The following is a 12,149-nucleotide window of genomic DNA, read 5'->3' as shown; positions in this document are numbered from 1 at the left end:
CCCCGGGGGCCGGCACATGAAAAAAGGGGCGTGCCGACGGCATCGCCCCTTCTTGCGCCATGCGGCGGACCAGCCGGCGCCCGCATTCGTCAGCGGGCCTTGGCCCCCTTGGCGCCGGCCTTGGCCGACGCCTTGACGGTCGGCCCCGGCTTGGACTCGCGCACCACGCGCGCCGGCGCCGCCTTGACTGCCGTTCGCCGCGAGGCCGCCTCGACGGTGACGCGCTTGCGCGGCTCCGCCTTGCCCGCCTTGCCCTTGGCCGAGACCCGCACGATGCCGCCCTTGCTGCTTCGCTCGGAACGCTCCGCACGGTCGGCGCGCTCGGCACGGTCAGCCTGTTCGGCACGTGCCGCCCGCACCGCGCCGGCGCCGCGCACCGGCACCATCAGCACCAGGCTCTGCCCGGCGACCAGCTTGGTGCCGGAGAGCTTGTTCCTCGACTGCACCTGCCCCGCCGAGACGCCATAGCGCCGCGCCACCGAGGCCACGGTGTCGCGCCGGCCGGCTCGCACCACCACGCGGCGCGCATCCGGCAAATCAGGCTCCATCGCCAGCATGGCGCTGTCGGCCAGGGTCGCGCTGATATCCTGGTCGTGGCGGCCCGAGCGCGGGATCATCACGGTCGAGCCGGCCTTCAGGCGCATGCCCTTCGGGATGCTGTTGATCTCGCGCAGCGTATCGGCGTCGACGTTCAGCCGTGCCGCCAGCGCTTCGATACGCTCGCGGCTGTCCACCGTCACCGCCGACCAGCTCGACAACCCGCCGCGGTAGGTGTTCAGGTTGTACTGGAAGCGCTCGGCGTTATCGAACGGCAGCAGGATCTGCGGGTTGGACGCGCCCAGGATCACGGGCCGGTTGAACGACGGGTTGAGCGCCTTGAATTCCTCTACCGACATGTCCGCCAGCTTGGCCGCCAGGTTCACGTCGATATCGCGCGAGGTGGTCACCGTGACAAAGTACGGGTGGTCCGGGATCTCGGGCAGCTTGACGCCATACGCGGCCGGGTTGGCGATGATGTTCTTGACCGCCTGCAGCTTCGGCACGTAGTAGCGCGTCTCGTTGGGCATGGGCAGGCTGGCGTAGTCGGTCGGCAGCCCTCGCGCCTGGTTGCGTGCGATCGCGCGCGACACCGCGCCCTCGCCCCAGTTGTACGCCGCCAGCGCCAGGTGCCAGTCGCCGAACATGTCGTAGAGCCGCGCCAGGTAGTCCAGCGCGGCGTCGGTCGAGGCCAGCACGTCGCGGCGCTCGTCGCGGAACATGTTCTGCTTCAGGTTGTACGACTTGCCGGTGCTCGGGATGAACTGCCACATGCCGGCCGCCTTGGCGGTGGACTGGGCCTGCGGGTTGAACGCGCTCTCGACGAACGGCAGCAGCGCCAGCTCGGTCGGCATCTTGCGCCGTTCCAGCTCTTCTACGATGTGGTACAGGTAACGGCTTGAGCGCCCGACCATCCGTTCCATGTATTCCGGCCGCTGCGCATACCACTGGGTGCGGTCATCGACCAGCGTGCCCTCCAGGTCCTGCATGGCAAAGCCGCGCCGGATGCGGTCCCAGATGTCGCTGGACGGGCCGCGCAGCCAGTCCAGGCCACCCTGGTCGACATTGATCGTGGATGCGGAAGAAAGCGCCGATTTGTCGCTGAGCGAGTTGAGCGGGTCCTGGCGCTTGGCGGTCTGGGCGGTCGCGGCGCCGTTGGCGCCATCAGGCGGCGTGGGGGTGCTGGCGCACGCTGCAAGCAGCGCGGCGCACGCGACCACCGCCAGTAATCGACCAATTTTCATTAAGTTCTCGAATCGTGACGCCAAAAGGATGCGTGATGCTAAAAAAAACCGCGTATCGCGTCAATCAGATTTTCCATATAGCCAATATCCGCCGGGCAGCCGGAAAGCCTTGCGGCGCAAGGCGCGCAGGCCAGGCAGGGCTCAGCGGAAATTGTCCTTCCAGCCGCGCAGCGCACCGAAGGCCTGCGCATCGCCCGTGGCGGCCCCGCCCTGCGCCGCCACCGCCGCGCGCACCGCGGGCTCGCGCGAGCGCAGGAAGGGATTGACCTCGCGCTCATGGGCGATGGTGGTCGGCAGCGTCGGCTGGTCCGCCGCGCGCAGCGCGTCGACCCGCTGCGCCCACGCCGCCAGCGCGGCATTGGCCGGTTCCACCGCCCGTGCAAAGCGCACATTGCTGCGCGTATATTCGTGCGCGCAATAGACGCGGGTATCGCCCGGCAGTGCCGCCAGCTTGTCGAGCGAGTCCAGCATCTGTGCCGGCGTGCCTTCGAACAGGCGCCCGCAGCCACTGGCAAACAGGGTATCGCCACAGAAGACCGCCGGGCCGGCTTCGCCCAGGTCGCCCACATAGGCGATATGGCCGGCGGTGTGCCCGGGCACGTCCAGCACGTGCAGCGTCAGGGCCGGCGTCTCCAGCGTCACGACATCGCCTTCGCGCAGGGCCCGGGTGCGCCCGCCAATGCGTTCGCCGGCCGGCCCCAGCACCGGCATCGGCGCGCCCGACGGGGTGCGCGGGTGCGCCGCCAGCAACTCGGCCACCCCGCCCTGGTGATCGCCGTGGTGATGGGTGATTACAATAGCGCCCAGAGCCAGACCGCTTTGCGCCAGGAAGCGCTCCACCGGCGCGGCCTCGCCGGGATCGACCACGGCGGCGCTATGCCCGTCGTGGATGGCCCAGATATAGTTATCCTGGAACGCCGGGATCGGCTCAACCTTCAACATGCGCATGCTCCTATGTCCAATCGTCCCAATCATCCGATTGTAAGCTGGGAAGACTGGCTGGCCTCGCCGCCCGGTGAGTACATGCTGCGCTGGGAAGCGCAGCAGTACGACCGGATCGTGACCGACATCTTCGGCTACCACGCCGTCCAGTTGGGCCTGCCCTTTATCGACACCCTGCGCGAGAACCGGATGCCGTTCTCGGCGCTGGCGCTGGACCCTTCCAGCGGACCGCACGGGCCGCGCGCCGCACATCCCGATGCGCGCCAGCTGCTGTGCCGCTTCGACGAGCTGCCGTTCGACACCCAGAGCATCGACCTGGTCACCCTGCCCCACATCCTGGAATTCGCCGAAGACCCGCACGAAGTGCTGCGCGAGGTCTCGCGGGTGCTGATGCCCGAGGGGCGCGTGGTGGTCACCTGCTTCAACCCGATGAGCCTGTGGGGCGCGCGCCAGGGCATGAACCGGCTCGGCGCCACGCCCTTCCTGCCGACGGACGCGCAGCAGATCGGCTTCGTGCGCATCAAGGACTGGCTCAAGCTGCTGGGCTTCGATATCATCCGCGGCCGCTTTGGCTGCTACTGCCCGCCCTACCGCACCGACCGCTGGCTGCAGCGCGCCGCCTTCATGGAAAAGGCCGGCGACCGCTGGTGGCCGATCTTCGGCGCGGTCTATATGATCTCGGCGATCAAGCGCGTGCGCAATATCCGCCTGGTCGGCCCGGCCTGGAAGAGCAAGCCGGCGCTGGCTCCGGTGTCATCGCCCGTGGCCACGCCTACCGGCACCCACGGCAAGACCCCCGGCGAAGAGCGCTGACGCCGGCGCGCGCCCGCGCTCTCACCCAATTCGCCCTCAAAGCGCCACCTGCCCGGCGGGTGGCCACCTTGGAATCACATGCAAGAAGTCACGATCTACTCCGACGGCGCCTGCAAGGGCAATCCCGGCCGCGGCGGCTGGGGCGCGGTGCTCGTCGCCGGCACCAGCGAGAAAGAAATGTTCGGCGGCGAGCCCAACACTACCAACAACCGCATGGAAATGACCGCCGTGATCGAAGCGCTGCGCGCGCTCAAGCGGCCCTGCGTCGTGCGCGTCTATACCGACTCGCAGTATGTCCAGAAGGGCATCAGCGAATGGCTGCCCGGCTGGAAGGCCCGCGGCTGGAAGACCGCCGACAAGAAGCCCGTCAAGAATGCCGACCTGTGGCAGGAACTGGACACCCTGGCGCAGCCGCACCAGATCTCCTGGCACTGGGTGCGCGGCCACAACGGCCACCCCGGCAATGAGCGCGCCGACGCACTGGCCAACCGCGGCGTCGAATCGATCGGCCGCTGATCCCTCTCGCTAACAAGAAACCGCGGAGCGCCCGCGCCGCTCCGCTAGAATGCCCGCCATGCGACAAATCGTTCTCGACACCGAAACCACCGGCCTGAGTGCCGCCACCGGCGACCGCCTGATCGAAATCGGCTGCGTCGAGCTGATGAACCGCCGCCTGACGGGGCGCCACCTGCACTTCTACGTCAACCCGGAACGCGATATCGACGAGGGCGCGATCGCCGTGCACGGCATCACGGTCGAGTTCCTGGCCGACAAGCCCCGCTTTGCCGAAGTCGTCAACGACATCCGCGAGTTCATCCAGGATGCCGAGCTGATCATCCACAACGCGCCGTTCGACCTGGGCTTCCTCGACATGGAATTCCAGCTGCTGGGCCTGCCGCCGTTCCGCCAGCATGCCGGCAATGTGATCGACACCCTGCGCGAAGCCCGCCAGATGTTCCCCGGCAAGCGCAACTCGCTCGACGCCCTGTGCGACCGCCTGGGCATCAGCAACGCCCACCGCACGCTGCACGGCGCCCTGCTGGATGCCGAGCTGCTGGCCGAGGTCTACCTGGCCATGACGCGCGGCCAGGATTCGCTGGTGATCGACATGCACGACAGCAGCGCAGGCAACGGCGGCGCGGTTGCCGTGGCCGACCTGTCGCGCCTGGCCCTGCCCGTGCTGCGCGCCACGGACGAAGAGCAGCAGGCCCACCTTGCCCTGCTCAAGGGCCTGGACAAGGCCAGCGGCGGCAAGACAGTGTGGCAGGAGGCCCCCGCGGCAGAGTCCGGAAGCCTCGCCGCCTGACAAAAATCAAAAAAGGGCTTTACAAGATACAAGAACCTCTGCATAATCTCACTTCTCCGCTGCACGACGGCAACGACGACGCAGTAAGGGGTGGTTAGCTCAGCGGTAGAGCACTGCCTTCACACGGCAGGGGTCACAGGTTCAATCCCTGTACCACCCACCAGACAAATGGCCAGCAACTGCCTAAGTTGCCAGGAAACCCAGACAGCGCAAGCTCTCTGGGTTTTTTGTTGCCCGGCGTTTGCCCACGTTTTCTACCCTCCCCGGAAAACCGTGGTTCATCACGCCAATCAAGGAAAGCTGGCCTGGCATATTTGCGCCTGGCACGCATACTTGTCCACAGGACGACGGGCCAGGCAGGCACAGTCGCCCTCGCTCCCACGGGCACAGCCCCTATCGCCCATCCGATCATCGACGCAGCTTTCGGGAGTCCGCCATGCCCGATTCACCCAGGACGACGATCCATGCCGGCGCGACCGTGCCGCCGGAGGATGCCCAGACACGGGAGCCGGTGCTGGACGTAGTGGATCGCGTCTCCGAGATGTGCTTCGGCCTGTTCATGGCGCTCACTTTTGTCGGCGCGGTGTCGAGCGGCACGGGCGGCCCGGATGCCAGCCGCACCATGATGCATGCCGCGCTGGGCTGCAACCTGGCCTGGGGCATGGTGGACGCGGTCATGTTCCTGATCCGTACGCTGGCGAGCCGCGGCCAGCGGATCTCCCTGGCACTTGCCGTCAGGAATGCTAGCGACCAGGCCACGGCGATCGGCCTGATTCGCGATGCGCTGCCTCGCGCAACGAAGTCGCTGGTCACCGACAAGGAACTGGAAGCCATGCGGGCACGGCTTGCCGCCGCCCCGGCACTGCCGCCCCGCCCCCGCCTGAACATGGCCGACCTGCTCGGTGCCGTGCGCATCTTCTTTATCGTTGTACTGGCCACGTTTCCGGTCGCACTGCCGTTCGTACTGCTGGACAATGTCAAACTGGCGCTACTGATCTCGCGCGGGCTGACCCTGGCCATGCTGTTCGCCGCCGGGTGGGCGCTGGGCCACTATGCCGGCTTTGGCGGCTGGGTCACTGGCGCAGCCATGACTGCGCTGGGCGTGGTCATGACCATCGCCATCATCGCGCTGGGCGGCTGAGATGCGAGGCGCGATCCTACTGCTTGCCGCCGCCCTTGGCGCGGGCACGGTCCAGGCACAGGAGCCGCCCCAGCCCGCGCCGGATGCCGCCGGGCAGGCGGCCGGCTCGCCCTGGACCTTCTCGGCAACAGGCTACTGGAACATGCCGCGCCAGAGCGGCGACTACCTCTCCGGCATCTTCATCGCCGAAAGGAAGCAGCTTCACCTCGAGGCAAGAAGCAACTACGAAGCAGTCCACTCGCAGTCAGCCTTCATCGGCTGGACCTTCTCGGGCGGCGAAACCATCCAGTTCAAGGCGACCCCCATCGCTGGCTTCGTGGGAGGCTCCACCCACGGCCTGATCGGCGGGATCGAGGCCAGCGTCGCAGTGAGCAAGTTCGACTACTACATCGAAGCCGAATACCTGGACGCGCGCGGCGAAGAGCCGGGCTATCTCTACGCCTGGAGCGAACTTGGCTTCCGCCCGGTCGAATGGCTGAGGCTGGGCCTGGTCGCGCAACGTACCCGGATCTACGCGGAAGACCGCGAACTCCAGCGAGGCGGCTTTTTCCAGGTTACGGTGCGCAGGTTCACGGCGGGCTTCTACTGGTTCAACCCGGGCTCGACGGACCAGGTCGCGATCCTTTCGCTGGGCGTGAGCTTCTAGGCCGTAGCCACGTCGCGACGCAACCTTTCCGTTGCCGGCGATAAGGCTTATCTCATATCCACCCACTCATTCGCCGGCTACCTTGACCGCTCCGACCTGTACCGGAGCACGACTTGCCATCCGCCTGCCTCCCCACCGCGACCGAAACAGAACCCGCCCTACCCTGGACCGGCCGCAACCCGGTCAGTGCCGGCTGGTTCGAGATGCGCCCGGCGCGCGTGCCGCGTGATGCGCGGCCGGTCTATGACGAAGACATGGATTGCATCATCGGCTATCACCGCAGCTTTGCCTCGGTGGCTTCCACCTATGACCTGACGGGCGCGGTCGTGGCGCTCGATGCATACGTGGATGAAGCTGGCGCGGGGCGCGCACCGCTGCTGGTTGCCGGCACGCTGTGGCAGCCGCGCGTGCGCGGCATGACGCGCAGCGGCGCCGAGGGCGAAGGGCTGGCGGCGCCCGCGGCGACGCTGGCGCGGCTGCGCGGGCGCTTCATCGCACTGGCCCGGCAGCCACTGCATTTCACGCTGGCCGCGCTGGCAGACATGCAGGAGCCGGAGCGGTTCGTCCCGCTGCATATCCTGCGGCTGGCGATGCGCTGCGGCACGCGCCTCGCTGCGGCAGCGGACATGACACGCTTTGTCGCGCCAATCACGCGGCGGGGCGTGCCGACCGCACTGGAATTGACGCTGCGCCCGCGCGACCATACCGTGCTGCGCGTGCGCACCTGGACCGTCGCTGGTTAGCCGTGCCAGGCCCCTGCGTCCGCGACGACCGTGGCGAAGCGGTCGTTCAACGCGGCCAGCGTGCTGCGGTGGAGATCGGCCGCAGGCACGGCGGGGCCGCCCAGCGGGTCAGGCAGGTCGCGCGTGGCGCAGGCCGCGGCCACCACGGTGCTGCGATAGCCGTGGTCGAGCGCGGAGCGCACCGTGGCGCTTACGCACATATGCGTCTGGAAGCCGGCCACGATCAGCTCCTTGCGGCCGAGCCTGGCCAGCTCGTCGGCCAGGGTGGTGCCGGCGAAGCTGTTGGGCAAGCCCTTGGTGACGGTAATCTCACCGGCCTGCGGCCCCACCCCTCCAATGAAGGCGGCATACGGCCCGGTCGGATCGAACGCCATGCTTCCCGGACGGCCGTGGTGCGCGACATGGATCACCGGCGTGCCGTGGCTGCGCGCCAGCGCCAGCAGCTGCGCGCAGGCAGTCACGGCCGCGGGCATGCCGACCAGCGGCAGGCGGCCGTCGACATATTCGCGTTGATGGTCTATCAGGATCAGGACGGCGGCATCCCAGGCGGAAGGGGTGCGGCTGGCGCCGGCCAGGTCGAGCAGCGTAGTCGGTAAGGTCATTGGCGTTTGGACTGGAAGGAATCGGGAACGGCAATCAGGAACCGCGAGACGGGCCCGCCACATCGCGGGCCATCCCGCATGCTAATGCCAAGCCGGAATCCATGCATGAGTGCGCGTGGCGATCTCGCCACCGGCCGCGCCCTTCGCTGTAGCGCGGCAGGCACGCTGCGCTTGCACGATGGGCGCGCGGTTGCAAACAGTTGCGAATTTCATCTTGACATCTGCTAATCTTGGTTTCACGTCCCGGACAGAATCTCGGTCGGCAACACAATGCGCCGGGGACGGGATACGGGTCAGTGCGCACAAGAAACAAGTCAATCATGCAGCACTCTTTGAAGTACCGGATGGCGTTCGCCACGGCGGGTGTGGTGACGCTGATCATCGTGCTGCGCGCGCTCTACGCGCAGTGCTACGCATACGACGGCCTGAAGACTTTGCAGCAGACGCAGCAGGACACGCTGGTCAAGATGGTGGCCGAGCAACTCGATGAAAAGCTGCAGGGCCGGGCCGCCGTCCTGCGGCGCGTGGCACGCCAGCTCTCCCCCATGCTTTCGGCAAAGCCGGCCGAGCTGCGCCGGGCCGCGGAGGGCCTGGTGGAAGTGCCCGAGACCTTCAACGCCGTCTTCCTGGCCGCGCCCGACGGGCACCTGGTGTTCAGCACCGCCGTGCCGGACGGAGTGCGCCTGCGCGTCGACGACCGCGACTATTTCCGCGATATCCAGCAAGGCCAGCCATTTGCGGTGTCGGACCTGGTCCAGGGCAAGCAGACCAATGCCCCCGGCGTGGTGCTGGCAGTGCCGCTGCACGGTCCGGGCGGCGAGCTGCGCGGCGTGGTCGGGGGCGTCCTGAACCTCGCGGACAGCAACTTCCTGCGCGAGCTTGCGCACAGCCGCGTGGGCACGACCGGCAGCTTCTGCCTGGTTTCCGCCGGCACCAATCCCCGCTATGCAATGCACCCGGACGTTGCCCGCGTGCTGAGCCCCGCACGCGCGATCGGCGAAGCCTGCGGCGCCGATCATGCCCCCGCCTTCCTGGAAGTCCTGACGCCGACGCAGCCGATCGTGGCGCGCCATCTGCTGGCATCCAACGGCTGGGAGTTGGTGGCGGTCCTGCCCGCAGCCGAAGCCTACGCGCCGCTGCTCGCGGTGCGTCAACGGACCCTGGTCATCGGCGCCATCACCATGCTGCTTGCCGCCGCGATGATGTGGCTGGTCATGCGCCGGCTGCTTGAACCGCTGCAGCGGCTGCACCGCGCCGTGCGCCAGATCGGCACCAACCCGGCCGCGGTGGCAGACCTGCCCGCCGGCCGTGCCGACGAGATTGGCGAACTGGCCGTGACCTTCGCCGAAGTGGTGGCGCAGCTGTCCGAGCGCGAAGCCGCGCTGAAAACGGCCAAGGACCGCGCCGCCGAAAGCGAGAAGCGCATCGAGGCGATCGCCAACCATGTGCCGGACTTTGTCTCGTTCATCGACATGCAGCAGCGCTATGTCTTCGTCAACCAGGCCTATGCGCAGCGCTACGGCGTGCCGGCGCAGCAGATCGTGGGACTGTCGCTGCGCGAACTGTGGGGCATGCAGGAATACCTGGCTTGCCAGCAGTACCTGGAACAAGCCCGGGCCGGGCGCTCAGTGACCTTTACGCGGGAAAGCGCCGACGGCACCGAGTGCATCGAGATCACCTGCCAGCCGGCCTGGAACGATGCCCAGGACACCGTCCTCGGACTGCACATGTTCGGGCGCAACGTCACCCATGAGCGCGAAAAACTGCGCAGCCTGGAAGCGCAAACCATCTCCGACTACCTCACCGGCCTGCTCAACCGCAAGGGTTTCGACCGGCGCCTGGCCGAATGCATGGCCCGCGCCAGCGCCGACGGCCGCTCGCTGGCGCTGCTGCTGGTGGACCTGGACGACTTCAAGGGCGTCAACGACAGCCTTGGCCACCCGGTGGGCGACCAGTTGCTGGTCGCCTTTGCACAGCGGCTGCGCGCCTGCGTGCGCAAGGGCGACGCGGTCGCGCGCATCGGCGGCGATGAGTTTGCGGTGATCCTGGACGGCGTTGCCGACCGCCAGGCCATGGCATCCATCGCCAATACCATCGTGCAGGCCGCGCGCATGCCCTTCGTGATCGATGGCCACACGCTGGCGGCCTCGGCCAGCGTCGGCTCGGCCATCCATGACGCGCGCCATGCCATGACCGCGAGCGAGCTGTTCATGCACGCCGACATAGCGCTGTATGAGGCCAAGCGGCATGGGAAGGCGCGTTATGCGGTGCAGTCAGTGGCGAACGAGCCCCACTCGGAAACATCGGACTTGGCCACGTAGAAAGCGAGCGCCGAAGTCAGGGCCGGATGACCTGTTGAGTGCCCCCCTCTCCCGCATGCGGGAGAGGGGGGCAAACCAGCGGCATTCATTCATTGCCGGCAGCCTCAAACGCCTCAGCGCACCTTCCCTTCCTTCCACGCCTGCAACAGCTTGTCGTAAGGAATGGTCTCGCCCTTCGGCTTTTCGTTGGCCAGCTTCTGCCACGGCGCATGGTCGTTCGACAGCCACTTGCCCGGGTCTCCCTTCGGGTTGAGCTTGGGCGCGCAGTTGCTCATGCCGGCGCGTTGCAGCCGCGCCATGACCTGGTCCATCTCTTCGGCCAGCGTGTCCATGGCGGCTTGCGGCGTCTTCTCGCCGGTCACCGCGGTGGCCACGTTCTTCCACCACAGCTGGGCCAGCTTCGGATAGTCGGGTACGTTGGTGCCGGTCGGCGTCCAAGCCACGCGCGCGGGGCTGCGGTAGAACTCGACCAGCCCACCGTACTTGGCCGCGTTCTTGGTCAGGTACTCGTGGTGGATGTCGCTGTCGCGGATAAAGGTCAGTCCGGTCAGCGACTTCTTCAGCGAGACCGTCTTGGACGTCACGAACTGCGCATACAGCCAGGCGCCCGCCAGCTTGTTGGGGTCGGTGTTCTTGAAGAAGGTCCAGGAGCCCACGTCCTGGTAGCCGTTCTGCATGCCCTGCTTCCAGTACGGGCCGTACGGCGACGGCGCCATGCGCCACTTGGGCGAGCCGTCGGCGTTGACCACCGGCAGGCCCTTCTTGGTCATGTCCGCGGTGAAGGCGGTGTACCAGAAGATCTGCTGCGCCACCTGGCCTTGCGCGGGGACCGGGCCGGCCTCGGAGAAGGTCATGCCCATCGCCTGCGGCGGCGCGTACTTCTTCATCCAGTCGATGTACTTGGTCAGCGCATAGACCGCCGCCGGGCTGTTGGTGGCACCGCCGCGCGACACCGAGGCGCCGACCGGCGTGCACTTGTCCTCGGCCACGCGGATGCCCCACTCGTCAACCGGCATGCCGTTGGGAAGGCCCTTGTCGGCGGTGCCGGCCATCGACAGCCAGGCGTCGGTGAAGCGCCAGCCCAGCGACGGGTCCTTCTTGCCGTAATCCATGTGCCCGTAGACCTTCTTGCCGTCGAGCTCCTTCACGTCGTTGGTGAAGAAGTTGGCGATGTCCTCATAGGCTGACCAGTTGGTCGGCACGCCCAGGTCGTAGCCGTACTTGGCCTTGAACTTGTCCTGCAGGTCCTTGCGCGCGAACCAGTCGGCGCGGAACCAGTACAGGTTGGCAAACTGCTGGTCGGGCAGCTGGTACAGCTTGCCGTCCGGCGCAGTGGTGAACTTGGTGCCGATAAAGTCCTTCACATCCAGCCCGGGGTTGGTCCACTCCTTGCCGGCGCCGTTCATATAGTCGGTCAGCGGCAGGATGGAGCCATAGCGGTAGTGCGTGCCGATCAGGTCCGAGTCAGAGATCCAGCCGTCGTAGATCGACTTGCCGGACTGCATCGAGGTCTGCAGCTTCTCGACCACGTCGCCTTCCTGGATCAGGTCGTGCTTGACCTTGATGCCGGTAATCTCCTCGAACGCCTTGGCCAGCGTCTTGGATTCGTACTCGTGCGTGGTGATGGTTTCGGACACCACGCTGATCTGCGTGACACCCTTGGCCTTGAGCTTGGCGGCGGCGTCGATGAACCACTTCATTTCGGCCTGCTGCTTGTCCTTGGCCAGCGACGAGGGCTGGAACTCATTGTCGATCCACTTCTTGGCCTCAGCCTCGCCCGCCGAGACGGACCCACAAGCCAGCGCAGCCGCGCAGGCAAGGGCTGACATCCCCAACTTCACGTGCACTTTCATC

11 protein-coding genes and 1 tRNA gene are annotated in these 12,149 nt (G+C 67.1%); 8 read left to right on the top strand and 4 right to left on the bottom strand.

Annotated elements, in window-relative coordinates; all coding sequences use genetic code 11:
* Nucleotides 1-89 precede the first annotated feature (89 nt).
* Both AC3WLE_RS23435 and gloB read right to left on the bottom strand, forming a co-directional pair.
* Nucleotides 90-1,781 carry a transglycosylase SLT domain-containing protein gene (locus AC3WLE_RS23435; RefSeq protein ID WP_492356221.1) on the bottom strand — a complete coding sequence of 564 codons (1,692 nt, stop codon included), beginning with the start codon at nt 1,779-1,781 and terminating at the stop codon, nt 90-92.
* A 141-nt stretch (nt 1,782-1,922) separates the two neighbouring features.
* Nucleotides 1,923-2,723 (bottom strand): hydroxyacylglutathione hydrolase, encoded by an 801-nt coding sequence (gene gloB / locus AC3WLE_RS23430; protein ID WP_492320584.1) that lies wholly within the window; start codon nt 2,721-2,723, stop codon nt 1,923-1,925.
* 12 nt (nt 2,724-2,735) lie between these two features.
* On the opposite strand from gloB, the gene AC3WLE_RS23425 reads away from it, so the two are divergent.
* The 7 genes from AC3WLE_RS23425 (at nt 2,736) to AC3WLE_RS23395 (ending at nt 7,372) form a co-directional block, all read left to right on the top strand.
* Nucleotides 2,736-3,536 carry a methyltransferase domain-containing protein gene (locus tag AC3WLE_RS23425; protein ID WP_010814333.1) on the top strand — a complete coding sequence of 267 codons (801 nt, stop codon included), beginning with the start codon at nt 2,736-2,738 and terminating at the stop codon, nt 3,534-3,536.
* A gap of 78 nt (nt 3,537-3,614) precedes the next feature.
* Entirely contained in the window at nt 3,615-4,052 is a 438-nt protein-coding gene (gene rnhA, locus AC3WLE_RS23420; RefSeq protein WP_010814334.1) for a ribonuclease HI, read from the top strand.
* A gap of 49 nt (nt 4,053-4,101) precedes the next feature.
* On the top strand, nt 4,102-4,842 hold the full coding sequence (gene dnaQ / locus AC3WLE_RS23415; protein ID WP_492320583.1) for a DNA polymerase III subunit epsilon: 741 nt from the start codon (nt 4,102-4,104) through the stop codon (nt 4,840-4,842).
* A gap of 88 nt (nt 4,843-4,930) precedes the next feature.
* Nucleotides 4,931-5,005, top strand: a tRNA-Val gene (locus AC3WLE_RS23410).
* Nucleotides 5,006-5,278: 273 nt separating this feature from the next.
* The gene (locus tag AC3WLE_RS23405) at nt 5,279-5,983 is read left to right on the top strand and encodes a hypothetical protein (RefSeq protein ID WP_492320582.1); all 705 of its coding nucleotides are present in this window, start codon (nt 5,279-5,281) and stop codon (nt 5,981-5,983) included.
* Between the two features lies 1 nt (nt 5,984).
* Nucleotides 5,985-6,629: a hypothetical protein gene (locus tag AC3WLE_RS23400; RefSeq protein ID WP_492320581.1), complete on the top strand. Its 645-nt coding sequence runs from the start codon at nt 5,985-5,987 to the stop codon at nt 6,627-6,629.
* A gap of 113 nt (nt 6,630-6,742) precedes the next feature.
* On the top strand, nt 6,743-7,372 hold the full coding sequence (locus AC3WLE_RS23395) for a hypothetical protein (protein ID WP_492356220.1): 630 nt from the start codon (nt 6,743-6,745) through the stop codon (nt 7,370-7,372).
* On the opposite strand, the gene AC3WLE_RS23390 is transcribed toward AC3WLE_RS23395, so the two are convergent.
* The gene (locus AC3WLE_RS23390) at nt 7,369-7,974 is read right to left on the bottom strand and encodes a cysteine hydrolase family protein (RefSeq protein ID WP_492356219.1); all 606 of its coding nucleotides are present in this window, start codon (nt 7,972-7,974) and stop codon (nt 7,369-7,371) included. The genes AC3WLE_RS23395 and AC3WLE_RS23390 overlap by 4 nt on opposite strands.
* A 320-nt stretch (nt 7,975-8,294) precedes the next feature.
* On the opposite strand from AC3WLE_RS23390, the gene AC3WLE_RS23385 reads away from it, so the two are divergent.
* Nucleotides 8,295-10,295, top strand: coding sequence for a sensor domain-containing diguanylate cyclase (locus tag AC3WLE_RS23385; RefSeq protein WP_492320578.1), 2,001 nt, complete (start codon nt 8,295-8,297; stop codon nt 10,293-10,295).
* A 113-nt stretch (nt 10,296-10,408) separates the two neighbouring features.
* Here the strand turns inward: AC3WLE_RS23385 and AC3WLE_RS23380 are convergent, their stop codons facing one another.
* Nucleotides 10,409-12,136: an ABC transporter substrate-binding protein gene (locus AC3WLE_RS23380; RefSeq protein WP_492356229.1), complete on the bottom strand. Its 1,728-nt coding sequence runs from the start codon at nt 12,134-12,136 to the stop codon at nt 10,409-10,411.
* Between the last annotated feature and the right edge of the window lie 13 nt (nt 12,137-12,149).

This window comes from Cupriavidus sp. FW306-1B-F12B (assembly GCF_058781795.1).
This window is presented reverse-complemented; position numbering and strand designations above follow the sequence as displayed.

Coding starts and splice junctions, on each gene's coding strand:
- AC3WLE_RS23435 (WP_492356221.1), bottom strand. CDS start 1,781: ATGAAAATTGGTCGATTACTGGCGGTGGTCGCGTGCGCCGCGCTGCTT.
- gloB (WP_492320584.1), bottom strand. CDS start 2,723: ATGTTGAAGGTTGAGCCGATCCCGGCGTTCCAGGATAACTATATCTGG.
- AC3WLE_RS23425 (WP_010814333.1), top strand. CDS start 2,736: ATGTCCAATCGTCCCAATCATCCGATTGTAAGCTGGGAAGACTGGCTG.
- rnhA (WP_010814334.1), top strand. CDS start 3,615: ATGCAAGAAGTCACGATCTACTCCGACGGCGCCTGCAAGGGCAATCCC.
- dnaQ (WP_492320583.1), top strand. CDS start 4,102: ATGCCCGCCATGCGACAAATCGTTCTCGACACCGAAACCACCGGCCTG.
- AC3WLE_RS23405 (WP_492320582.1), top strand. CDS start 5,279: ATGCCCGATTCACCCAGGACGACGATCCATGCCGGCGCGACCGTGCCG.
- AC3WLE_RS23400 (WP_492320581.1), top strand. CDS start 5,985: ATGCGAGGCGCGATCCTACTGCTTGCCGCCGCCCTTGGCGCGGGCACG.
- AC3WLE_RS23390 (WP_492356219.1), bottom strand. CDS start 7,974: ATGACCTTACCGACTACGCTGCTCGACCTGGCCGGCGCCAGCCGCACC.
- AC3WLE_RS23385 (WP_492320578.1), top strand. CDS start 8,295: ATGCAGCACTCTTTGAAGTACCGGATGGCGTTCGCCACGGCGGGTGTG.